Origin of the sequence: Archangium violaceum, from assembly GCF_016859125.1 — a bacterium.
GTDB classification, from domain to species: Bacteria; Myxococcota; Myxococcia; order Myxococcales; family Myxococcaceae; genus Archangium; species Archangium violaceum_A.
On sequence record NZ_CP069338.1, the window covers coordinates 11987595 to 12009258 of the forward strand.

Genomic DNA, 21664 nt, shown 5'->3' on the forward strand with positions numbered 1-21664 from the left:
GGCCCTCGGGCCGCACGGAGCCCGCCCGGGGAGCGGGGAGGCGTCCTCGTAGACCCTCACCCCCCGCCCTCTCCCAGAGGGAGAGGGGGCTGGCACGCGCATCGCAGTGGGCTCCTCCCGACAAGGAGCCACACCATGAGGAACACCATCCTGTCCGCCTGCCTCGCCGCCCTCTCCCTCGCTGCCTGCGATGCCGGCCAGCTCCGGCGGCCCCGCGCGCTCCTCCCCTCCTCCCCGACCCGGCTCGAGAACCGGGTGCTCCCCTCCTCCGAGCCCACTCCCGTCACCCCCGTGGCGCTCCTCCCCGAGGGGGGTGAGGGTCTCCCCGAGACCGCCGAGGACCTCGCCCCCGCCGGGCCCGTGGACACGCTCTCGCTCCCCCATGAGGAGCACCTCTTCCCCGTGGACCACCTCGCTCGCGCTCGCTCGCTGCGCGACGAGGGTGACCTCTCCGGTGCCCTCACCGAGGCCCGCCGCGCCGTCCATGACGCCGCGGAGGATGTCGATGCAGCCGAGAAGGCCCTCGACACCCTCATCCACCTGGCCCTCCGCTCCGGGAACAAGCAGCTCGCCGCCGATGCGCATGGGGAGCTCGCCGTCCTCTTCCCGGATGGCCCCGAGCCCTTCGTCCAGCGGGCCCGCCTCCTCCTGGAGCTCGGCGACCTCGAGGGCGCCTTCCGCTCCGCCGAGGCCGCGCTCGAGCTCGACCCCGAGTATCCCGAGATCTACCAGGTGCTCGGCCGCGCCCACCTCTCCGCTGGCCAGCTCGACGAGGCCATCATCCGGTTCAAACAGGCCGTGCACCTCGACCCGTACCATGGGTATGCCCTCAACAACCTCGGGCTCGCCTACCTGCGGTCCGGCCAGGATGCGCTCGCCGCCGAGGCCCTCGCCCAGGCCGCCTACCTGCTTCCCCATGTGGGCTTCGTCCACAACAACCTGGGGCTCGCCTACGAGCGGATTGGCCGTTACGAGGAGGCCCGCATGGCCTTCGACACCGCCACGCGCCTCTCACCCGGGGACAGCAAGGCCCGCCTCAACCTCGGCCGGCTGAATCGCGAGGCCCGTGCCTCCGTCGATGTGCGGGCACTCCTGGGAGACAAGCGCTCCCCGGGGTGCCCGGAATAGCCGGTGCTCGTCAGCCGTCTCGCGAGCCACCCGGCCACCAGCCCCATTCCGGTTCCCCGCCCGGCGGTTTAACGTCCGCCCACCTTTTCGTTGTCACCGCGCCCCATGAACCCGGCCCGCGAGATGAGCTCCCAGCCCCAATCCCCGACTCCCGCCACTCCTCCGGCGCCCCCGGTTCCTCCGGCGCCCCCGGCCCGTCCCGGCCTGGGTGCCCTCCTGTGGCACTGGACGAAGCGGCTCCTCGTCCTCGCCGCCGTGGGACTGGTGCTGCTCGTGCTCACCGTCACGGGCGCCTACTTCTACTTCAGCCGCGGCCTGCCCTCGCCCGAGGCCCTGCGCAACTACACCCTGCCCCAGGTCACCAAGGTGCGCTGCGCCGACGGCTCCGTGTGCGCCGAGTTCTTCATGCCCCAGGGGCGCCGCACCGTGGTGGACATCCAGGAGCTGCCACCCCACGTGCGCAACGCCTTCCTCGGCGCCGAGGACGCGGATTTCTACAAGCACGAGGGCCTCGACTTCTTCGGCATCACCCGCGCCGCCGTGAAGAACCTCATCCCCGGCAGCCGCAAGTCCGGTGCCTCCACGCTCACGCAGCAGGTGGTGAAGAACATGCTGCTGTCGCCCGAGCGCAGCCTCTCGCGCAAGATTCGCGAGTGGATCCTCACCCCGCGCGTGGAGCAGACGCTCACCAAGGATCAGATCCTCAGCCTCTACATCAACCAGGTCTATTACGGGCAGGGGCGCAGCGGCATCGAGGAGGCCGCCCTCTACTACTTCGGCAAGCACGCCAAGGACCTGAGCCTCGGCGAGGCCGCGGTGCTCGCGGGCACGGTGCAGTCGCCCAACCGCATCAACCCGGAGAAGAACATCGTCAAGGCCAAGCAGCGCCAGGGCTATGTGTTGGAGCAGATGGCGCAGCACGGCTTCGCGCCCAGGGCGCAGGTGGACAAGGAGAAGGAGAAGCCCATCGTGCTCGCCCCCCGGCCGCCCCCCGAAGTGGGCCCCTACTACGCCGAGGAGATGCGCCGCACGCTCGTCGCCCGCTATGGCGAGCAGGCCGTGCTCACCGGGGGCCTGCGCGTGGACATCGCCATGGACCCGAAGCTCCAGGCCATCGCCGACGAGGCGGTGCGCAAGGGGCTGGAGGCCGTGGACCGTCGGCAGGGCTACCGCGGCGCGCTGGGCACGCTGGAGGCCGCGCGCTTCGAGCGCCTCAAGCCCCTCATCGCCCGGCAGATCGAAGAGGCCGGCCGGCGTCAGAAGGAAGGCGCGTACGTGGCCGACCTCGCCTCGCTCGCGCAGACGGGCGCGCCGCAGCCCAACCCCGTCGAGGAGCCGGTGGTGACCACCGACGCCGAGCAGGAGGAGGACGAGAAGCTCTCCGCCGACGAGAAGCTCGCGCAGGATGTGCAGCTCGCGCCCCTCAAGGAGGGCCTGCGCGTGGCCGGCTTCGTCACCCAGGTGGATGACCCGGGCAAGAAGGCCCGCGTGGACCTGGTGGGCCGCACCGCGGAGATTCCCTTCTCCTCCGTCACCTGGGCACGCATGAAGGGCAAGAGCGCGCCCTCGAAGATGTCGGACGTGATGAAGCCCGGGGACATCGTGCTCGTGCGCATCACTCGCGTCACGCCCGCCCCCGCGCTGCTCGAGGCCACGCTGGACCAGGTGCCACTCGTGCAGGGCGGCCTCGTCGTCATCAACCCCCAGAACCGCCACGTGGTGGCCATGGTGGGCGGCTATGACTTCAAGGTCTCGCCCTTCAACCGCGCCACGCAGGCCCGGCGCCAGCCCGGCTCGTCCTTCAAGCCCTTCCTGTATGGCGCCGCGCTCGGCAGCGGGCGCTACACCACCATCAGCACGGTGAACGACGCCCCCGAGGCCATCCGCGATCCGTACACCGGCAAGGCGTGGAAGCCGCAGAACTACGACCGCACCTTCGAGGGCCCCATGACGCTGCGCGAGGCCCTCACCAAGTCCAAGAACACCGTGTCCGTGCGCCTCATCGAGGCCATCACCCCCGCCACCGCCATCGACTTCGCCCGCCGCGCCGGCATCCGCTCGCCGCTGCCGGAGAACCTCACCCTGGCGCTGGGCACCGGTGAGGTGTCCATCCTGGAGGCCGCCAACGCCTACGCCACGCTGCAGGCCAACGGCCGCTACGCCGAGCCGCTGACGCTGCTGAAGGTGGCGGACGCGCAGGGCAAGGTGCTCGAGGAGCACCAGCCGGCCTTCGAGGAGACGCTGCCCCCGGCGGTGGCCTACCTCACCACGTCGCTGATGCGCAGCGTGGTGGAGGAGGGCACGGCCCGCGCCGTGACGGAGCTCAACCGCCCCGCCGCCGGCAAGACGGGCACCGCCAGCGAGAACCGCGACGCCTGGTTCTCCGGCTTCACCGCGGACTGGGTCGCCAGCGCGTGGGTGGGTTTCGACGACCACTCGCCCCTGGGCAGCTCCGAGACGGGTGGCCGCGCGCCCCTCCCCATCTGGCTGGAGTTCATGCGCGCCGCCCACCAGGGTCTGCCCGCGCGCGAGTTCGAGGTGCCCCCCGGCGTGGTGCAGGTGCGCATCGACCCCGCCACCGGACTGCTCGCGGGCAACGCCGTGCCCGGCCGGCTCGAGTCCTTCCTCGACGGCACCCAGCCCACCGCCGAGGCGCCCCCGCCCGGCCACGTCACCCCGAGCGACTTCTTCCTCCAGGAAGGTAGCCGGGGGGGTCTGTGAGCCGAGCCCTCGCCGCCGCGCTCCTCCTGGCCGCGCACCCCTCTCCGGCCGCGAAGCCCACGCAGCGGCCTCCCGCCCCGGCCGCGCGGCCCGCCCAGGAGGCCGCGGTCACTCCGGCCCTCGAGCGGCTCGCCCAGGCCGTGGCCTCGGATGTCCGCGAGGTGAAGCCCGAGCCCCCCGTGGCCCTGTACCTCTCCGGGGGAGCCCCTGAGTTGCGGCGCGCCTTCGGGACGTTGCTCGCCTCGCGCCTCGCCTCCGCCGGGCTCGCCCCCGTGGTGCTGGAGGCCCCCTCCCCCGAGGCCGCCGAGTCGCTCGCCCGCGAGCAGGGCACCCGCGCCCTGCTGCGGCTCACCCTCGGCGTGGAGGCCGGTGAGCTGCGCGCGCATGGCGACCTGTTCGGCACCTGGGTGAACTTCTGGTCCGGCCGCACCGCCACCCGCGCGCCGTCTCCCGCCGCCGCCATCGCCCAGTCCGTGGAGGCGGATGCCGCGGTGCTCGCGCTCGCCGCCGTGGAGCCTCCGCGCACGCCCGCCACCCCTTCCGAGGAGCCGCTTCCCCTGCTCCTGCTGGGCGCCGTGCTGGCACATCTGCCCTCCCCGCCCGCCGCGCTCGCCGCGGGGGACCTCGATGGGGACGGCAAGGACGAGGTGGTCGCGCTCACCGAGCGGGCCGTCCACGTCTTCGCCGCGGATGGGCAGCTCGTCGCCGAGCGCTCGCTGGAGGCGCTGCCCCCCAGCTCCGCTCCCACCCGCGAGCCCTTCGGCGCACTGGCCATCCTCTCCGGGCCACCACGCATCGCCGCCTTCTCCACCCGCTTCGCCCACGGCGAGGTGCTCTCCCTGGAGGGAGGCGCGCTGCGAGGCGTGTCCCGGCTCGAGTCCGCGCCCCTGGCCCCGGACGCGCGCGGCGCCTTCGTGCCGGGCCAGACGGCCTTCGCTCCCGAGGTGCGGCTCGGCAACGGCGAGCAGCGCCTGGCGGGTGTGCAGTCCCGCTTCACCACCTTCAGCTCCGCCAACGCTCGCCTCCTCCTCGTCCACCCGGATGGCTCGGCCTCCTTCTTCTCCCGGCCCTCGGTGGCCCCCCTGCCGCTCTCCGGCCTCGGCGCCGGCAGCGCGCTCGGGGACCTGGACGGGGATGGGACGCCGGAGCTGCTCACCACCTCGCCTGAAATCCAACCGTCGCCGGACGTGCTGCGCGTCTTCAAGACGAACGGTGGCGATCCCACCCTCCACGAGCCTCTCTGGCAGGGGCCCCTTCCCGCTGGCCGCGCCCTCCAGGTGGTGACGGCCAACCTGGACGGGGACAAACGCCGCGAGGTGGTGGTGGGCCTCTCACAACCGGATGGTACCGGCGTGCTCTTCCTCCTGCGCCAGGGTGCGCCATGACGCTCCGCCACGCCCTCGTCAGCCTCCTCCTGCTCGGCGCCATGCCGTCGCTCGCCGCCGGCCGCGTCCCCTACGGAGGCGAGCTGCGCGTCGCCCACACCGGCCCCGCCGAGCCTGGAGAGCCGGCCCTCGCCGACTCCCCCACCGAGGCCACCGTGCTCGGGCTCCTCTCGCGGCCCCCCTGTCACCTGACCCCGGACGGGCACCTCGCGCCCGCGCTCGCACGGGAGCTGTCGCGCCCCTCCGCGCAGGTGGTGCGCCTGAGCCTGCCCTCTCCCGCGCAGGCCACCGCGCTCGTCCGCGCCTGGGCCCGGCTCACCGGCTCCGAGGCGCCCTCGCCCTACCGCGCCCTGCTCTTCCCGCTGCGCGGCGAGGGCCGGCAGCTCTCCGCCACCGGCGACACGCTGGAGCTCGCGCTCGCCTTCCCGTGGCCGGACCTGGAGCGAGCCCTGTGCCACCCGGCGCTCGCCCCGCCACGCTCCGTGCCCGCCGCGCTCGGCCCGTTCTCCGCCGCTGGCACCCACACCGTGGAAGCACGGCTCGCCTGGAGCCAGGGCCGGCCGTACGTGGACAGAGTGCGCCTGATGCCCACCGACGAGCGCGGCCTCTCGCGCCTGTGGTCGACGCAGGAGGCCCAGGTGGCGCTCGGCGTCCTCTCCGACTCGGGAACCGTTTCGGGCACGGCGCTATACGCCACCTACCTGGCCTGGTCACCGAGGCGCGTGCCTCCGGACTTCCGGCGAGCGGTGGAGAGCGCCATCGATCGCGAGGACCTCACGCGCCTCTTCGTGCGAGGACCGGCCGTGCCCATGCCGCACCTGCTGCCGCCCGCGCACCTCTCCCAGTCCGCGGGCCCACGCCCCTCGCCGCCGCCCGCCCAGGCCGGGCGCAAGGTGACGCTGCTCTACGACGCGAGCAGCGAGGACCAGCGCGCGGTGGCCGAGCGCCTCCAGGTGAGGCTGCACGATCGAGGCTACGCCGTGGCCCTGGAGCGCCTGCCGCGCGCCGAGCTGCGCGCCCGCTGGGCGAAGGGCGACTACGAGCTGATGCTCCACTCGCTGCTGCTGCCGCCCGTGCCCGGCCCGGCCCTGGCCGTGGTGCTGGACGCCGCGGGCCGGAAGGATCTGCTCGGGGTGGAGCTGCCGCGCATCGGCGCCCTGCCGGACGCGGCGGCGCGCGACACGAGGGCTCGTGAGCGGGCCCTGGCACTCGCCCCGTCCGTGCCGCTTCTGCCGCTATATGCGCAGGGGCTGGCACTGCGCGCGGCACCGGAGGTGGGAGGGCTCGTGTTCGACGCCCAGGGGCTGCCCATGCTGGACGGCGCCTGGCTGCACCCCACCGTGCCGGGTGTCCCGGGAGCGCGGAGATGAGGTTGAGGACGCGGCTGGCGCTCGCCTTCGCCCTGCTGGCGCTGGTGCCGCTGACGGTGATGGTGCCCTTCACCCTGACGCAGCTGCGCGCCACGCTGTCGCGAGGGCTGGACGCGCGCATGGACGGGGCCACCGCCTCCGCGCAGGAGGCCCTCGAGCGAGCCGCCGCCAACGCACGCCGGGCGGTGGAGGAGTTGGTGGAGAGCTCCGCCATGGAGGACCTGGCGCGCGAGGCCCGCGAGTCCCCCGCCCGAGCCATCCGCGCCGACACCGCCCAGCCGCTGATGAAGAGCCGGGGTCTCACGGTGCTGTCCCTGTTCGACCGGAAGGGCACCACGCTGTCCTCGGGGCACCTGCCCGCGCGCCGGGGAGATCCGGACCCGGTGCTCTTCGCGGTGACGCGGGAGAAGTCCTCCAAGCCCGTACCGGTGAAGGTGTCGGTCCGAGGAGACCAGGGCCTGCGCGAGGTGCCCGCGCTCGTCACCGCGAGACCGGTGGACTACGGGGACTCGCGGCTGTGGGTGGTGGGAGGGGTGCTGCTGGACCAGGGGCTGGCGGCGCACCTGTCGCGGCTCACGGGGGCGGAGGTGTCCCTGCTGTCCGGGGACACGGAGGTGGCGAGGGCGGGAAGCGTCACGGCGCCCACGGTGGCGCGAGTGCTGCCACTGGGCGAGGTCGCCACGGTGCGGCTCGTCTTCAGCCGCGCGGCCGAGCGGGAGGCCACGGTGGGCGTGTTCCGCTCCTTCCTGCTGCTGGCCGGGTTGGGGCTGAGCTTCGCGGTGCTGCTGGGGCTGCTGATGGCCCGGCGGATCACCCAGCCAGTGGAGGCGCTCACCTCGGGCGCGAGACGGGTGGGAGAGGGCGCGCTGGACGTGCAGGTGCAGGTGAAGGCCACGGGCGAGGTGGGCGAGCTGGTGAAGACGTTCAACCACATGACGACGGAGCTGCGCTCCACCACCGAGCGGCTGGTGGCCAGCGAGCGGGTCGCCGCGTGGCAGGAGGTGGCGAGGCGGCTGGCGCATGAGATCAAGAATCCGCTGACGCCCATCCGCATGTCGCTGGAGACGCTGATGGCGGTGCAGGACGCGCAGGACGCGCGCTTCCCCGCGCTCTTCCGGGACAGCGCGGGCGTCATCCTGGAAGAGGTGGATCGGCTGCGGCGGATCGTCGACGAGTTCAGCCGCTTCGCGCGCCTGCCCAAGCCGCAGCTGGAGCCGGTGGACCTGGGGGAGCTCGCGCAGAACGTGCTGTCGCTCTACGCCACACCGCCGGAGGGCATCCACATCCACTCAGAGATACAGCCCGGGGTGGTGGCGAAGGCGGACCGGGACCAGCTCACGCAGGTGCTGGTGAACCTGGTGAAGAACGCCGAGGAGGCGATGGCGAAGGGAGGCGGGGACCTGCGCGTGCGCGTGCGAGGCGACGAGCGGGAGGCGGTGGTGGAGGTGCAGGACAGCGGCCCGGGGATTCCACCCGAGCACCGGGCACGCATCTTCGAGCCCTACTTCACGACGAAGGACGGCGGCACGGGCCTGGGACTGGCGATTGCGGCGCGCATCCTCCAGGAGCACGGCGGCAAGCTGGACGTGGGCGGCGAGCCTGGCCAGGGCGCCTGCTTCACCCTCTCCCTGCCGCGCGAGCACTGACGGAAATCAGGTTCGAATCACTCTCGACTACCGGACCGCAAGTCTGGCACACACGTCCATGGCTCTTCGGGACGGCGCTTGCAGGTGAAGCCAGATCCGCAGGCCGAGGAATCCTCGGGAGTACAGGACCTACGACAGCTGTGGAAGTAACAGACGGTCCCATCGGGGCAGGAGCGATCCGCAAGGGAGCCGCAGGGTTGCAGGCACTGCATCCACACCTCGTCCACACGTTGTGGATAGTCGTCGACCGAGCAGAATTGTCCCTGAGGACAGGGAGTTTGCTGACAGTTCGGACCGTGAACCCTGGCGCAAATGGAAATGCGCTCTCCACGGTAGACGCACTGTTGGCCCGCAGGGCAGGAGCGACCTTCACAAGTGGGCTGGCAGGTGGGCCCCTCTGGGGCCTCTTCACAAAAGTAGCCATTGGGGCAGTCCGCGGGCTCGAGCGGGTTGCACGGCCGGCCACACCGGCCCCGGCAGAGCAGGTCCTTCCGACAGCCATCCGATGGCTCGCGAGGCAGTGGTTCGCATACCTCCCCCTCACCGCGCACTCCCACCAGCGAGCAGGCACGAAGAAGATCCTCTCCACTCTGAGTGTCCATGATGCGGCAGGCAAACCCCTCAGGGCATTGCCGGTCCGTCATGCACATGCTGTCCGTGCAGTAGCTACGAACGGTACGCATGTTGAAGAAGCAGCGCAGTTGCGGATCGCAATCGGCATCCGAGTCGCAGTCCCGCTCATACGTGGGCAAACCCAAGCGCTCCTCGAGCGTGAGCATGGGAAGGATGCGCGGGCTTTGAGCTTGCAACAGAGATGAACGCTCCTCACCCGTGTGCCCAAGAAGGGAGGTGTGCAGCAACCACGCCAGCGGTAGCGGAAGAGAGAGGCCGAACAGGACGGTCAGGAGCGTTCGCCACTTCATGCTGTGCCCGCGCCTCAATCGACCTCGGGGGGAGAGCGACACTCCTTCGGGCACTTGGGTGAGGTCTCTTTAGGACCCCGGTTGTCACAAATCTCCAGCCATCGGCTTTCAGACATGTGGCAGGTCCGATTCGCCTGATACTGCGTCATGTCCCTACGTACGGCCATCTCGATGGTACCTCCTCGACCCCATGCATGCGGACAACCCGTTTCCACGGCGAGCACCAACAACAGCGTCAGCAGTCTCTTTGGCATGGAGCGGCCCCTGTGTACGGGTAGGATATCAGGCGAGGAGCTCGGACGCAGAAGGGCGAGCACTCCTTTCTTGCCCATCTACGCTGGCTCGCGGTACCGATTCACCCGAAGTGGTACGAGGAAGGGCGACGCTCCACCCCTGACTGGATGGCGCGAAGACCTGCGGGCATGGCCCAGATGTCGGCATGAGGCTCGAACAGCGGCCCGTCGCGAGTCACCCGTACCGAGCGGCGCCGTACCCAATCCCCGAAGCGCCGCCACCAGCGGCGGGTGGAAGAGGAGAAACGCCCGTCATTCGCCCGTACCATCCGAGGCCCGACACCGGGATGGAATCACGTGGCATCCCCCGCCAGCCCGGAGGGAAGAGACTCAGCAGCAGCGCCGAGGGACAGCTCGGGCCGAAGTACGGCACGGTCCTATCGCGACCCGCACGGCGCTCCGTCCAACCCACGAAGGGATCTTCGATGAACGTGTCTCCCTCTGCTCCGTGTCCGAGCAGAGGCAACGGGCCGCCCGGTACATGCCAGAGCATCGTCTGCCCCTGGGCATCATCGATCCGCCAGGCCGCACGCCAGCGGCCCTGTCCTTCGGGGAGAATGAAGGCAATCTCTGGATCATCATTGAGATGTTCCCGCAGCAACTCGATATCGGGTTCATCCACGTAGAGACCAATCCATCCCGCCATCGGCTTACTTCCTTTCCGGATCCAACTGCTCTGGCTCGGAGGCGAGCTCGAATCGGGGTGGAACATCCGCAAAACGGGTAAGTTGGTGGAAGGGGCCGACCACCAACCAACCTTCCTTCTCCAGGACGATGGATTGGTAGAGGGCGACATTGCGCTTCGCAGCTTCCCAAACCAGATCCTTGTTCACCTTCGCATCCTCCGTCGTCACAAGCAGCAGTGCTGGGCGTGGCGCTTGGCCCCCAATAGAGAACTGGAGGGTTTGCGTATCAGAGCAAGTGCGTCGACGAGGCCCAGGAGCTGTCCATGAGCCGTCGAGAGATTGAGGGGACCGTCTCGACCCTTCACCTCAAGGAAGTCCGGGCCGACGACCTCCAGGAACGCCCCCTGGGGATTGAATGACACACCACCGGGCAGGTGGAGGCAGCCAGCCAGCAACAACCCGTCCGGCACGACACTGGAGAACCGGCTACGTGCAACGGTCGGAAACCGTTGGAAGTTCTCTGGGATGTTGAGGCTCCGTCCTACGGCGAGTTGAAGAGCACGTCCGATTTCGCGGTTGCGCGTCACTGATGCGCCAAAAATACCGATTCCCCGACTCCAGGCCAATTGCCGCAATAGGACCATCGTGAGTGGCCTGGCCCCGAGCATGGAGGGACTGCCCGACTTGCTCCGCCCCCCAGCCAGAATCACCTGCGGACAGGACCCGGCTGGCACCAGATCGGATACGACCTCACTGCGATCAGGCGATTCCGTGGAGGCACCATACCCCTGCGGCGCTACCGGTCTCGACCGCCCAGAAGCACATGCCAGCAGAAGTGACAGTAGAACAAACCACCACAGCCGTCGCAAAAGATCCTCCCCACGCCCGTGGTCTTCGTTATAGCGAGGGGACAACCGGAGCAACGAGATTTCCTCTGTTCCACTCACGGCTACGGCCAACTGAAGAGCCCCAATGTCCACAGGATAGCGGCCAGGGGATTCCGCTCGAACACCGGACCACGTATCTTCGAGCCCTGCTCCACGACGAAGGACGGAGGCACGCACTCCCGGGACTGGCGATTGCCGAGCAAATCATCCAAGAGCACGGCAGCAAGCAGGACGTGGGTGGTGAGCCAGACAGCGGCACCTGCATCAATCTGTCGCGACCTCTCGAGCGATGACCGTTCCTCACATCACCCTGACTATTGTGGCAAACCTGCCTGGAATCTCCTCCAGCGGGATGCCAGAGCATCCTTGCTCAGCAGGCGCGAATCACAGGCAAGCACAGCGCCTGCAAAGGAGGCTCGGAAAAATAAATGTTCCACACGGCGTGTTGAGTGTCTGAACTCAGCAAACGGGTGACAGATGAACGTAACGCCATCGATAGAGGCTGTTCAACGCAAATTCGAGGCGCTGCGTGCGGGAATGAACGAGGTGGTTCGTCGGCGCTGGGCGGCTGCGGAGGCCAGGTCCTTGGGAAGGGGAGGCATCAGTTTGGTGGCAAAGGCCACAGGACTGTCCCGGTCGGCAATACGGCGGGGGTTGAAAGAGCTTGAACAGGGGGTGACTCTCGACATCCACCGCGCACGCCGCCATGGTGGAGGCCGGAAGAAAGCGACAGAGAAAGACACAACGTTGCTGTCGGACCTCGAGGTGTTGGTGGAGCCAGCCACGCGCGGCGATCCGATGTCGCCCTTGCGCTGGACTTGCAAGAGCACCGTGAAACTGGCCGCTGAGTTGAGTCATCGAGGCCATGCCATCGATCCCAGCACCGTGGGGAGACTTCTGCGCCAGACGGGCTACAGCCTCCAGAGTAACCGCAAAACGCGTGAGGGCGGCAAGCATCCCGACCGAAACGCACAATTCGAGCACATCAACGCGCTGGTGCGGGCCTTCCACCGGCGCGGAGAGCCTGTCATCTCGGTGGATGCCAAGAAAAAGGAGTTGGTGGGGGACTTCAAGAACGCAGGAAGGGAGTGGCACCCGAAAGCCAAGCCGTCCGAGGTTCGGGTATACGACTTCGTAGATAAGGAGTTGGGTAAAGTCCTGCCGTACGGCGTCTATGACGTGGGCGCCAATGAGGGATGGGTGAGCGTAGGGGTGACACACGACACGCCCGCCTTCGCCACGTCCACCATCCGAACCTGGTGGTTGGAGATGGGCCGAGAGCGCTACGCGCGAGCGAAGGAGTTGCTCATCATCGCAGACAGCGGTGGCAGCAACAGCGCTCGTGCTCGGTTGTGGAAAGTGGAGTTGCAGCACCTGGCGGACGAGATGGGGCTGCGAATCAGCGTCAGCCACCTACCGCCCGGAACGAGCAAGTGGAACAAGATAGAGCATCGGATGTTCTGCCATATCACCCACAACTGGAGAGGGCGTCCCCTGGAGAGTCGAGAGATCGTCGTCAACCTCATCGGGAGCACGACTACCGAAAAGGGCCTACACATTCAGGCAGCACTCGATACGGACGACTACCCTCTTGGCATAAAGGTAACCAACCATGAGATGGAGTCGCTCCGAATAAAAAGGAACAAGTTCCATGGGGAATGGAACTACGTATTCATACCCAACGTGGTTTGAATTTCACGCACAATGGAACATTTATTTTTCCGAGCCTCCAAAGTCTTCGTACCCCATGCCACTCAATCTGGGATGCAGGCTGACTTGGAGCGTCTCCGGATTGATCCCAAGCAGGTCCAAGTCAAAGAGCGTGTGGATGTCCGCACGGAGCAGTAGCCCATTCGAGGGATGGTTGTCCTTCTCTCCCCGATAGGGAGAAATGTGAGCCGCTTCGAGCAGGTCAGGAAGCCTGCACCGGGTCACCAAGCAGGTGTCACCGAAACGCTCACGAAGCTCCTGACGGAATAGCCCCTGTCCTCGGCGCTCGCGGATCTGACGTGCGATGCGCCTCCTTTCATCCCTCTCATCAAGAACATACGGCTCTTCTGACGAATCCTCTGCCATGAGACCAAGGCCCAGGATTGCCTCGGGCAACGCTTCCGCCAAGCGAAGCAAGAGCTTCGCTGGCCCCTCTTCCAAATGCTCCAATTCCACCTTCTGCATGGAAAGCTGCGGGTTGTAATTCGGACAAGCCCGGCGAACCGCCTGTACGGGGATGTGCCCAGGAACTCTTTGGAAAACCCCATCATAATGAGCCTCGTACTTGACGATCGGCATCTCATCCGGCACTGGCTCATCGAACTCATGGCCATCCCTGCACCTGAACGACGGGCGCTTCTTTTTGCGCTCCTTTATGGTCGCGATCCTGCATTCTGGACAACGCCTCAACTTCTTGAGTTCCTCCGAGGAAGAAATCCTGGAGATCCTGGCGATGCCCAAGACGGCCTTTCGGTCGCAGAGGATCAGCAGATCCCCCTTCGCCACTTGTAGGTGGTTCGGAACATAGTCGTCGTAGCGATAGACCGTGTCCAACTCATCGTCATATCCCACGTTCCCTGCGTACTCGCGCTCTGCCCCCAGAGAGAGCGCCAACCAGGCACGTCGTGTCTCCATGCCCGCAGTGGAGGGTCTCGAGCCAGAGACAGTGAAGGACTCAGCGAATGGGGTGGACCCACCTCATCTCAGAGGGCACGTGGGATCCGCCAGGTCGGCTTCGCTCCTGAACCTGAGCGTCACTCCTTCGCTGGGCCCGAGCGCGGGCCCTTTCCGTGCGACCTCGCGTGCCGCCCTGGGGCCTGTCCCGGAGCCTTCTTTGACACCCCATGGTCCTTCTGCGGCGGGCCCGGGTCTCGCTGCGCGGCCTGGTGGCGCTCCCACTCCGCCTGGAAGACGGGGTCCTCGCGCGGCACCGTCACGCGGGGAATCCCTCCCCGCATGAGCTTTTCAATCTGCTCGACCATCTGCCGGTCCTTCGCCGTCGCGAACGTCGAGGCCACGCCACTCGCGGAGGCTCGTGCCGTGCGGCCAATCCGGTGCACGTAGTCCTCCGGCACGTGCGGCAGGTCGTAGTTGATGACGTGCCCCACGTCCTCCACGTCCAGCCCTCGCGCCGCGATGTCCGTGGCCACCAGGCACCGGTACCTGCCCTCGCGGAAGGCCTTCATCGTCTGGTTTCGCTCGTTCTGCGTCCGGTCCGCGTGCAGCACCCCGCTCCGGTACCCCGCTCGCTCCAGCCCCCGGTGCACCTTGTCCGCCCGCTCCTTCGTCCGCGTGAAGACGAGCGCCGTCGCCTCGTCCCTCGCCAGCAGCGTGAGCAGCAGCGCCGACTTCTCCTCGGGCTTCACCACGTACAGCCGTTGCTCGGCGCGCTCGGCGGGCGTCCCACTCCTCGTCACCTCCACGCGCACCGGCCGGTGCAGCTCCTCGCGGGCGAAGCGGCTCACGTCCGGGCCCAGCGTCGCGGAGAACAGCAGCGTCTGCCGGCGGCGGGGCAGCGCCGCGAGGATGGCCTCCAGCTGCGGCTGGAAGCCCATGTCCAGCATCCGGTCCGCCTCGTCCAGCACCAGCGCCTCCAGCTGCGGGAACGACGCGACCCTCGACTCCAGCAGGTCCACCAGCCGCCCCGGCGTGGCCAGCACCAGCGTGGGCTTCCGCTTCAGCGCCTCGGCCTGTGCCGCCATGTCCTCGCCGCCGATGACCACCGCGTGCAAGACACCTCGCGGTCCTCCGAAGAACTCCACCGGTCCGGCGATCTGCTGCACCAGCTCGCGAGTGGGCGCCAACACCAACCCCAGTGTCCCCTTCCGGCCGGCGAACCGCTCCACCAGGGGCAGCACGTACGCCGCCGTCTTCCCCGTCCCCGTGGCGGCGCAGCCGATGACGTCCTTGCCCGCGAGCGCCGGAGGTATGGCCCGCGCCTGGATGGGCGTCGGCCTCTCGAACCGAGCGCGGCGCAGCGCCTCGAGGGATTCCGGGGACAGGCCGAGTTGGTCGAAGGTGTCGCTCACGGCACGGGGGTACCACGCCATGACGGTGAGAACCACGAGCCAGAAGGCCTCCCGGGCACGTTTCGCGCGAACTTGTCCGACTGTCGGACAAGTCGCCGGAGATCGCGCCCGGCGGGCTCCCCTCCGCCGTGGTTCAGAACCGGCCGGCCAATACCAGGGCCTGACGCTCCGTGGACACGACGACAGCCGGTTGCACCTCGAGTCCCCTGGCCTTCTTCCGGAGGCCGGAGGAGACCTCGTATCCGAGGAACGCCCCCACCACGGGCAGGGGGATGGCCACTCCCTTGAGGACACTGGAGAGCGGCTGGCTCGCGGGCTCCGAGAGGGCCCACAACCCCGCCGCCGCGAGCCCCCCCACGGCGTAGCCCCCGAGTGTCGCGAGCAGGCTCCCGTTTCCCATCATCAGCTCGCCGCCCCACCAGACGCCCAGGGGGAAACCGATGGCCATGCCCGCCAGCGCGAAGGGAAGCACCGTCAGGCCGTCACCGGGCACGAGGAGTTGAATTCCGCGCCCCAGCATGAACACCCCCACGCCCACGAGGGCTCCCGCCAGTCCTGTCCCCACTCCCGCCACGCCCTCGACGAGCAGCCGTTGCCCCAAGGGATGCACGGGGGGCGGCACCCGCACGACATCCGGCAAGAGCCTCGGCGAGTCCACCACCGGCTCCTGCACGAGCCTCAGTTCCCCATGGCTCCTCTCCGCCCCTCGGCTGGGGACATCCCAGCGCATCCCCTCCCCGGCCCGAGCCACGACGGGGAGCAGGAACAGGAGCGCCAACAGCCACCGCACGGCCACGCATGTCGACACGGCGAGCCTCCGCTCGGTGTGGTTCATCCGTGGCCTTAGCACACGTGTTGCTTCCCGGGTGCTCGCAGTCCCACCTTAGCGAGCGACACTTCGTAGAAGTCACCATCTGTCGGGCGGCACGGGGGCGCTTCTCCCTGCTGCCGGCGGACGACGCCTCGGGCAACTTCGTGAAGGTGGTCCAGCGCATCCCCGTGCGCATCACCTGGGTGGAGCCGCCCAGGGAGCTCCAGCTGCCCGCCCGCTCGGTGGATGAACCACGCACCGGTGCCTCCGCGCCGGGGCGTGTCAGTTCCGGCGGCCCGGTGCGTCAGTGCTCCCTGGATTCATCTTCCTTCCGACGGCCATGACCTCCTTCGCGCCCACGTCATCAGTCTCAGTCTCAGCGGCGACCCGCTCGTCGCGAGGCCCGCGTGTGCGGCGCGAGGAGGCGCCCTGACCGGCTGAGTCCGTCAGGGTCTTCCCCGTCCGACCCCTCGGGCCCGCGTGGCTCGAGGGGTTTTTCTTTTCCAGCGCCTTCAACCGGGCCGGCCCGGCCCACCACCAGGAGCAATCCCATGGGCACCAAGACGCACGTCAACGTTGGCACCATCGGCCACGTGGATCACGGTAAGACGACCCTCACCGCCGCCCTCACCCAGGTGATGGCCGCACTGCATGGCGGGAAGGGTCTCGGCTACGACCAGATCGACAGCGCGCCCGAGGAGAAGGCCCGCGGCATCACCATCAACATCACCCACGTCGAGTACGAGTCGGCCACGCGTCACTACGCCCATATCGACTGCCCCGGTCACGCGGACTACGTGAAGAACATGATCACCGGCGCCTCGCAGATGGATGGCGCCATCCTGCTGGTGGACGGCTCGCAGGGGCCGCAGCCCCAGACGCGTGAGCACCTCCTCCTGGCCCGCCAGGTGGGCGTGGAGCACATGGTCGTGTTCATCAACAAGGTGGACGTGGCGGACCCGGAGCTGCTCGGGCTGGTGGAGCTGGAGACGCAGGAGTTGCTGGCGGCGCACGGCTACGCGGACGTGCCGATGGTGAAGGGCTCGGCCCTCAAGGCGCTCGAGGCCGTCACCGCCGGGCGCGTGCGGGACGAGGCCACCCGGTGCATCCGGGAGCTGGTGGACGCGCTCGACAGGCACATCCCGGAGCCGGTGCGGGACTACACCTCGCCGTTCCTGATGCCCATCGAGGACGTCTTCACCATCTCGGGGCGCGGCACGGTGGTGACGGGCCGCATCCAGCGCGGGGTTCTCACGGCGGGGTCGGCGGTGGAACTGGTGGGGACGGGCGGCCCGGACACCCGGGAGGTGGTGGTCACCAGCATCGAGTCCTTCCACCGGCAGCGGCCGGAGGCTCGTGCGGGTGAAAACGTGGGGTTGCTGCTGCGCGGTCTCAAGCGCGAGGAGGTGGCTCGCGGCCAGGTGCTCTGCGCGCCGGGCTCCATCCACCCGCACAACGCCGGGGAGGCCGAGCTGTACGTGCTCTCCGCCAACGAGGGTGGCCGCCATACGGCGTTCGGCACCGGCTACACGCCGCAGTTCTTCTTCGGGAGCACGGACGTGACGGGGACGATCGAGGTGAAGGGCGAGGGGCTCGTGCAGCCGGGGGGCCGGGCCCAGGTGGGCTTCCGCCTGATCCACCCCATCGGCGTGGAGCCCGGCATGCGCTTCGCCATCCGTGAGGGTGGGAAGACGATCGGCGCCGGGGTCGTCACCGCCGTGAGGTGACTCGAGGAGCGCCGCTTCCGGAGACGGAGGCGGCGCTCCTCCCTTTCCGGGGACACGCGCCTACGGGCGAGCGAGGCGCCCCGGGCCCTTCTTCTTCCGCATCTGGGCCGCGGCCTTGGAGCGCGAGCGCTTCGGCTTCTCCTCCGGCACGGGATGGGACTGGAGCCACGCGTCCACCTCGGCCACGCGCTCCTTCTCGCCTATCTGGGCGAAGCGCTCGCGGGCCTTGGCGGCCACGGCGTGGGCCTGGAGGGGCTCCTTCCCCGCCTGCCAGAGCGCCCGCGCCAGCGCGAAACCACTCTCCGCCAGCGGCTCCGGCTCCACGTCCTCGAAGGAGAGCGCCTTCTCCAGCGGAGCGATGGCCTCCTCCGCGCGGTCCGCCGCCAGCAACGCCTGGCCGATGCCATCGTACGAGAAGGACAGGTCCGGGCTGTCGGGCCCCAGGGCCTTCTCCTTCATCGCCAGCGCGGTCTCGAAGGTCTTCCGCGCCTCGTCGTGGCGCTTCATCGCGAGCAGGCTCATCCCCACGGCATCCAGCGCATCCGCCACGGCCGGGTGCTCCTCGCCGAACGAGGCCCGCTGGATGGCCACCGCCGCCCGCGCGTGCTCCAGCGACGGCTCCATGCGGCCCAGCTCCCGGTTCGTCCAGGCGAGCATGGAGTGGCAGTCCGCCACCTGGGGGTGGCCCTCGCCCAGGGTGGCCTCCATCCGTCCGAGCGCCTCGGTCAGCAACTCCAGGGCGCGCTCGCGCTCGTGCAGCATCAGGGCGGCCACGCCCAGGTTGTACGTCGTCTTCGTCCGCCGGGGATCTTCCGGCGCCAGCACCTGCTGCTGCAGCTCGCGCGTCTTCTCGAAGTGGCGCCTGGCCTCGGCGTAGTTGCCCTGGCGCAGGGCCACGTTGCCCAGGTTGCCCTCCAGCTCGCTGGCCAGGAGCGTGTCGCCGCCCAGGCGGCTCAGCACCGAGCCCGACAGCCGAGCCCACTGCTCCGCCTGCTCCTGGCGGCCCTGGATGCCTCGGATGAACACCAGCCGGTTGAGCGCCTCGACCTTCAGACGATCCGCCCTCCCCGCCTCCGCGTCGTTGAGCGCCTGCTCCACGTGGGCCGCCCCGGCGTCGGCATCGCCCGTGAGCTGCTGGTACCACCCCAGGCTGGCGCGCAGCTCGGCCTGGAGCGGGAGGTAGCCGGTGGCCACGACCCTGGGCTCGAGCTCCTTCGCCCGGCTCAGCGCGTCCTTGTAGCGCCCCGCCCTGCCGAGCGCCTTCGCCTCGGACAGCTCCTTGCCGAGCTGATCGATCCGTCCACGCAGGGCCGGGTCCGTCGGCATGCCGACCTGGTTGGACAGCGAGACGATGTCCTGGCACTCCCGAGGCGAGGGCAGGCCGTTGACCGCGTCCACCGAGCGCTCCATCAGCTTGCGGTCCGCCTCCGTGAGCAGGTGGGCCAGCGCCTGGAAGTCCTGGCGGTGCCGCTCCAGACACACCACCTGGAGCGACAGCAGCTCCTCGGTCTGCACGCCGCGCACCCGCGTGGCCTCGCACGCCTCGGTGTGCTGGCGCACCCACTCGCCCGCGTACGTATCGAGCACCCGGCTCACGCTGTGGGCCACCTCCGGAGCGAAGGCCCGGCCCGTCGCCGTGAACGCCGCCTCCACCTTGCGTCGCACGTCCGGGTTCCACACCTGGGCCATGAGCTGATCCGACCCGGCGCACACCTGGCTCTGCTGATGGATCTGCACACCCGCGGCGATGCTCCCCGCGAGCACCAGGCCCGCCGTCACCAGCAGCCCCTGCCGTCTCGCCGCCCGCCGGGGCTCCTGCGACAGCGCCGTCAGCAGCTCCGTCATGGAGCCGAAGCGATCCTCCGCGTGGAGCGACAGCCCCTTGAGCACCGCGCGCCGCACCCATGCGGGCACCTTCGTGTTGGAGGGAGGCTCATGGATGACACCCTGGAGCTCCGAATCCCCACGCACCCGGGAGGTCAACGAGCGCGGCGCCGTGGTGTGGTCGCCCAGCTTCTCGGCGGCCTGGGCCACCTTCGAGGGCTCGAAGGGACGCTTTCCGTAGAGAGCCCAGAAGAGCGCCGCGCAGAAGCTGAACTGGTCCGAGCGCGCATCCGGCATCTGCCCCAGGTACTGCTCGGGAGGCATGTAGTTGGGAGTCCCCACCACCACTCCGGCCTGGGTGACGGACGCGGCGGCCCCGGGCATGCTCCCGGACACCGAGCCCGGCGGCGGAGCGAGCGCGACGGAGGGCTCATCCTCCTCGGGGGAGGACACCAGCCGGGCCAGGCCGAAGTCCGTCACGTACGCGCGCTCGCCCTTGCCGAGCAGCACGTTGGCCGGCTTGAAGTCGCGGTGCACCAGTCCCACCGCGTGCGCCGCCTCGAGCCCCCGGCCCGCCTGGAGGAACACCCGCAGGATGTCCCGCCACGAGTGCTCCTGCTTCATCCACTGGTGCAGCGTGGAGCCGGAGATGAACTCCATGGTGATGAAGACCTGATCGCCGAACGTCCCCACGTCGTACACGGAGCACACGTTGGGGTGCGAGACGCGCGCCATGGCCTGCGCCTCGCGCAGCAACCGGGCCCGTCCGTTCTCCACATCGCTCGTCTCCAGGCGCAGGAGCTTGAGCGCCACCTTGCGATCCAGCTCCGGATCATAGGCGGCATACACCACGCCCATGCCGCCTTCGCCCACGGACTTGAGGACGACGTAGCGGTCGACGCGCGCCCCCCGCAGCAGCTCTCCCCCCGGCGAGGCCTCACCGTCGATCGGATAGGGAGTCCGGGCCTGCCTCGCACGCGGGCCCGCGGCGATCGTGGCCTCCCTCACCGGCACGGGAGTCAGGGGTTGGGTCTCCTCCGTCTCCTCCTCGTGCTGCTCGGAATCTCTACCTTCTGGGGGCCATGAGCGAGACATGTGGGCACTCTAGACCGACCCGCTCACGGGGGCACGTCAGTCGCCGTAGCCGTTGTACTTCACCTTCTGGCCGATGCCCGGCTGCTTCGCGAACTCGGCCAGGATCACCTCGCTGGCCGCCTTGTCCACGGGGTTGCCGCTCATCTTGAGGTCCGCGTACAGCGCCTGCCCCTGCTCCTTCAGCGCCAGGTCCTCGCTGTTCAACATGCCCAGCACGGACTGCGCGTAGCTCTCTGGCGACATACCCGGAGTGACCTTCTGCGGGGCCTCGTTCACCGTCGGAGCCTGGGGCTTGAAGTCGGACGTGTCCTGAGGCTTGAGCTCGACGGGGGCCGGGGGCGTGTAGTCCTGGAAGCTGTCCGTCAGGTACGGCTTGAAGGTCGTCTCCTTCCCCGCCACCTTGCTGTTGTCGGTCTTGAAGGGCTCGGGGGCGACCGGTTTCTTGGCCTCCCTGACTTCCTTGGCGGACTTCTCCGCCACCTTGGCGATGCCCTCATCGGCCGGCTTGATGGGGATGAGCACGCCTCCGGCACCCGGCGCGTGATTGACGGCCGTGCGCAACTGCTGCGCGGTCGCCGAGTAGGTGCCCTTGATCGGATCCTTGATGATGTAGTTGCCGTTCTTGAGCTTGCCGTCGACGAGGACGTAGTGCGGGTCGTACTTGCCGGTGCTCTCGTTGCGCACGCCCACCTGGGCGACGACCTTGTCACCCTTGGCCAGGAGCGAATCCAGCCGGTTGTCCGTGTAGCGCCCGGTGATGACCTTGCCGTCGACCTTCGCCCCCACTTCCTTCAGCATGGAGACCATGTTCGCGGCGGTGGTGCCCTTGCTCGACGTGCGATCCCTCGACAGGTCGTTGATGAGGTCCGCGTCCGACTGGCCCTCCCTCGTCCCCAGCGCGCGCGCCACCGTCGCGGCCACCGCTCCCGCGCAGTTGTAGACGCCGTTGCGGTAGGTCTGGGGAGTGGCTCCCTCGGGATTGAGCTGATCGACGACCCGGACGTCCTTCCATCGGGACTTCTGGACTTCCTCCGTCAGTACCTTCTGGATTTCCTCCGTCAGTGCCTTCTGGAGCTCCTCCGTCAGTGCCTTCTGGACTTCCTCCGTCAGTGCCTTCCGGACTGACTCGGTCGCGATAGGGGAACGGGTGTAGTTCGTCCTGTTGACATTCGACCCCATGGCTCTCTCCCAGCATCTGAGCAACCCCGG

General features: G+C 68.9%; 15 protein-coding genes. 8 read left to right on the top strand and 7 right to left on the bottom strand.

Going from position 1 to position 21664, the window contains the following annotated elements:
- Positions 1–135 precede the first annotated feature (135 nt).
- From JQX13_RS50580 to JQX13_RS50600, 5 genes are all read left to right on the top strand, one after another.
- On the top strand, positions 136–1128 hold the full coding sequence (locus tag JQX13_RS50580; protein WP_203406532.1) for a tetratricopeptide repeat protein: 993 nt from the start codon (positions 136–138) through the stop codon (positions 1126–1128).
- Positions 1129–1251: 123 nt separating this feature from the next.
- On the top strand, positions 1252–3849 hold the full coding sequence (locus tag JQX13_RS50585) for a penicillin-binding protein 1A (RefSeq protein WP_239014361.1): 2598 nt from the start codon (positions 1252–1254) through the stop codon (positions 3847–3849).
- Positions 3846–5234, top strand: a complete 1389-nt coding sequence (locus JQX13_RS50590; RefSeq protein ID WP_203406534.1) for an FG-GAP repeat domain-containing protein — start codon at positions 3846–3848, stop codon at positions 5232–5234. Before JQX13_RS50585 ends, JQX13_RS50590 begins: the two co-directional genes overlap by 4 nt.
- Positions 5231–6604 carry a peptide ABC transporter substrate-binding protein gene (locus tag JQX13_RS50595; protein WP_203406535.1) on the top strand — a complete coding sequence of 458 codons (1374 nt, stop codon included), beginning with the start codon at positions 5231–5233 and terminating at the stop codon, positions 6602–6604. The genes JQX13_RS50590 and JQX13_RS50595 overlap by 4 nt, the downstream gene beginning before the upstream one ends.
- The gene (locus JQX13_RS50600) at positions 6601–8250 is read left to right on the top strand and encodes a sensor histidine kinase (protein ID WP_203406536.1); all 1650 of its coding nucleotides are present in this window, start codon (positions 6601–6603) and stop codon (positions 8248–8250) included. The genes JQX13_RS50595 and JQX13_RS50600 overlap by 4 nt, the downstream gene beginning before the upstream one ends.
- Positions 8251–9641: 1391 nt before the next feature.
- On the opposite strand, the gene JQX13_RS50605 is transcribed toward JQX13_RS50600, so the two are convergent.
- Together JQX13_RS50605 and JQX13_RS50610 are read right to left on the bottom strand one after the other, a co-directional pair.
- On the bottom strand, positions 9642–10112 hold the full coding sequence (locus JQX13_RS50605) for a hypothetical protein (RefSeq protein ID WP_203406537.1): 471 nt from the start codon (positions 10110–10112) through the stop codon (positions 9642–9644).
- Positions 10113–10116: 4 nt separating this feature from the next.
- The gene (locus JQX13_RS50610; RefSeq protein WP_203406538.1) at positions 10117–10299 is read right to left on the bottom strand and encodes a hypothetical protein; all 183 of its coding nucleotides are present in this window, start codon (positions 10297–10299) and stop codon (positions 10117–10119) included.
- A 1157-nt stretch (positions 10300–11456) separates the two neighbouring features.
- Here JQX13_RS50610 and JQX13_RS50615 point away from each other — a divergent pair.
- On the top strand, positions 11457–12671 hold the full coding sequence (locus JQX13_RS50615) for an ISAzo13 family transposase (protein WP_203405739.1): 1215 nt from the start codon (positions 11457–11459) through the stop codon (positions 12669–12671).
- Between the two features lie 21 nt (positions 12672–12692).
- Here JQX13_RS50615 and JQX13_RS55100 read toward each other — a convergent pair whose 3' ends face one another.
- From JQX13_RS55100 to JQX13_RS50630, 3 genes are all read right to left on the bottom strand, one after another.
- A complete protein-coding gene (locus JQX13_RS55100; RefSeq protein ID WP_239014362.1) occupies positions 12693–13583 on the bottom strand; it encodes an HNH endonuclease in 891 nt (296 codons plus the stop codon).
- A 140-nt stretch (positions 13584–13723) separates the two neighbouring features.
- A complete protein-coding gene (locus JQX13_RS50625) occupies positions 13724–14998 on the bottom strand; it encodes a DEAD/DEAH box helicase (RefSeq protein ID WP_203412592.1) in 1275 nt (424 codons plus the stop codon).
- A gap of 133 nt (positions 14999–15131) precedes the next feature.
- The gene (locus tag JQX13_RS50630; RefSeq protein ID WP_203406539.1) at positions 15132–15806 is read right to left on the bottom strand and encodes a hypothetical protein; all 675 of its coding nucleotides are present in this window, start codon (positions 15804–15806) and stop codon (positions 15132–15134) included.
- Between the two features lie 29 nt (positions 15807–15835).
- Here JQX13_RS50630 and JQX13_RS50635 point away from each other — a divergent pair, with 29 nt between their 5' ends.
- Complete coding sequence (locus tag JQX13_RS50635) at positions 15836–16153, top strand: hypothetical protein (RefSeq protein ID WP_203412642.1); 318 nt, start codon at positions 15836–15838, stop codon at positions 16151–16153.
- Positions 16154–16360: 207 nt separating this feature from the next.
- On the top strand, positions 16361–17536 hold the full coding sequence (tuf, locus tag JQX13_RS50640) for an elongation factor Tu (protein WP_203406540.1): 1176 nt from the start codon (positions 16361–16363) through the stop codon (positions 17534–17536).
- A gap of 60 nt (positions 17537–17596) precedes the next feature.
- On the opposite strand, the gene JQX13_RS50645 is transcribed toward tuf, so the two are convergent.
- Both JQX13_RS50645 and JQX13_RS50650 read right to left on the bottom strand, forming a co-directional pair.
- The gene (locus JQX13_RS50645; RefSeq protein ID WP_203406541.1) at positions 17597–20455 is read right to left on the bottom strand and encodes a serine/threonine-protein kinase; all 2859 of its coding nucleotides are present in this window, start codon (positions 20453–20455) and stop codon (positions 17597–17599) included.
- 36 nt (positions 20456–20491) lie between these two features.
- Complete coding sequence (locus JQX13_RS50650; protein WP_203406542.1) at positions 20492–21634, bottom strand: hypothetical protein; 1143 nt, start codon at positions 21632–21634, stop codon at positions 20492–20494.
- Positions 21635–21664: the final 30 nt, after the last annotated feature.

Bases quoted from the DNA above. Each gene is read 5' to 3' on its own strand.
- JQX13_RS50580 (WP_203406532.1), top strand. From the start codon at position 136: ATGAGGAACACCATCCTGTCCGCCTGCCTCGCCGCCCTCTCCCTCGCT.
- JQX13_RS50585 (WP_239014361.1), top strand. From the start codon at position 1,252: ATGAGCTCCCAGCCCCAATCCCCGACTCCCGCCACTCCTCCGGCGCCC.
- JQX13_RS50595 (WP_203406535.1), top strand. From the start codon at position 5,231: ATGACGCTCCGCCACGCCCTCGTCAGCCTCCTCCTGCTCGGCGCCATG.
- JQX13_RS50600 (WP_203406536.1), top strand. From the start codon at position 6,601: ATGAGGTTGAGGACGCGGCTGGCGCTCGCCTTCGCCCTGCTGGCGCTG.
- JQX13_RS50605 (WP_203406537.1), bottom strand. From the start codon at position 10,112: ATGGCGGGATGGATTGGTCTCTACGTGGATGAACCCGATATCGAGTTG.
- JQX13_RS50615 (WP_203405739.1), top strand. From the start codon at position 11,457: ATGAACGTAACGCCATCGATAGAGGCTGTTCAACGCAAATTCGAGGCG.
- tuf (WP_203406540.1), top strand. From the start codon at position 16,361: ATGGGCACCAAGACGCACGTCAACGTTGGCACCATCGGCCACGTGGAT.
- JQX13_RS50645 (WP_203406541.1), bottom strand. From the start codon at position 20,455: ATGTCTCGCTCATGGCCCCCAGAAGGTAGAGATTCCGAGCAGCACGAG.
- JQX13_RS50650 (WP_203406542.1), bottom strand. From the start codon at position 21,634: ATGGGGTCGAATGTCAACAGGACGAACTACACCCGTTCCCCTATCGCG.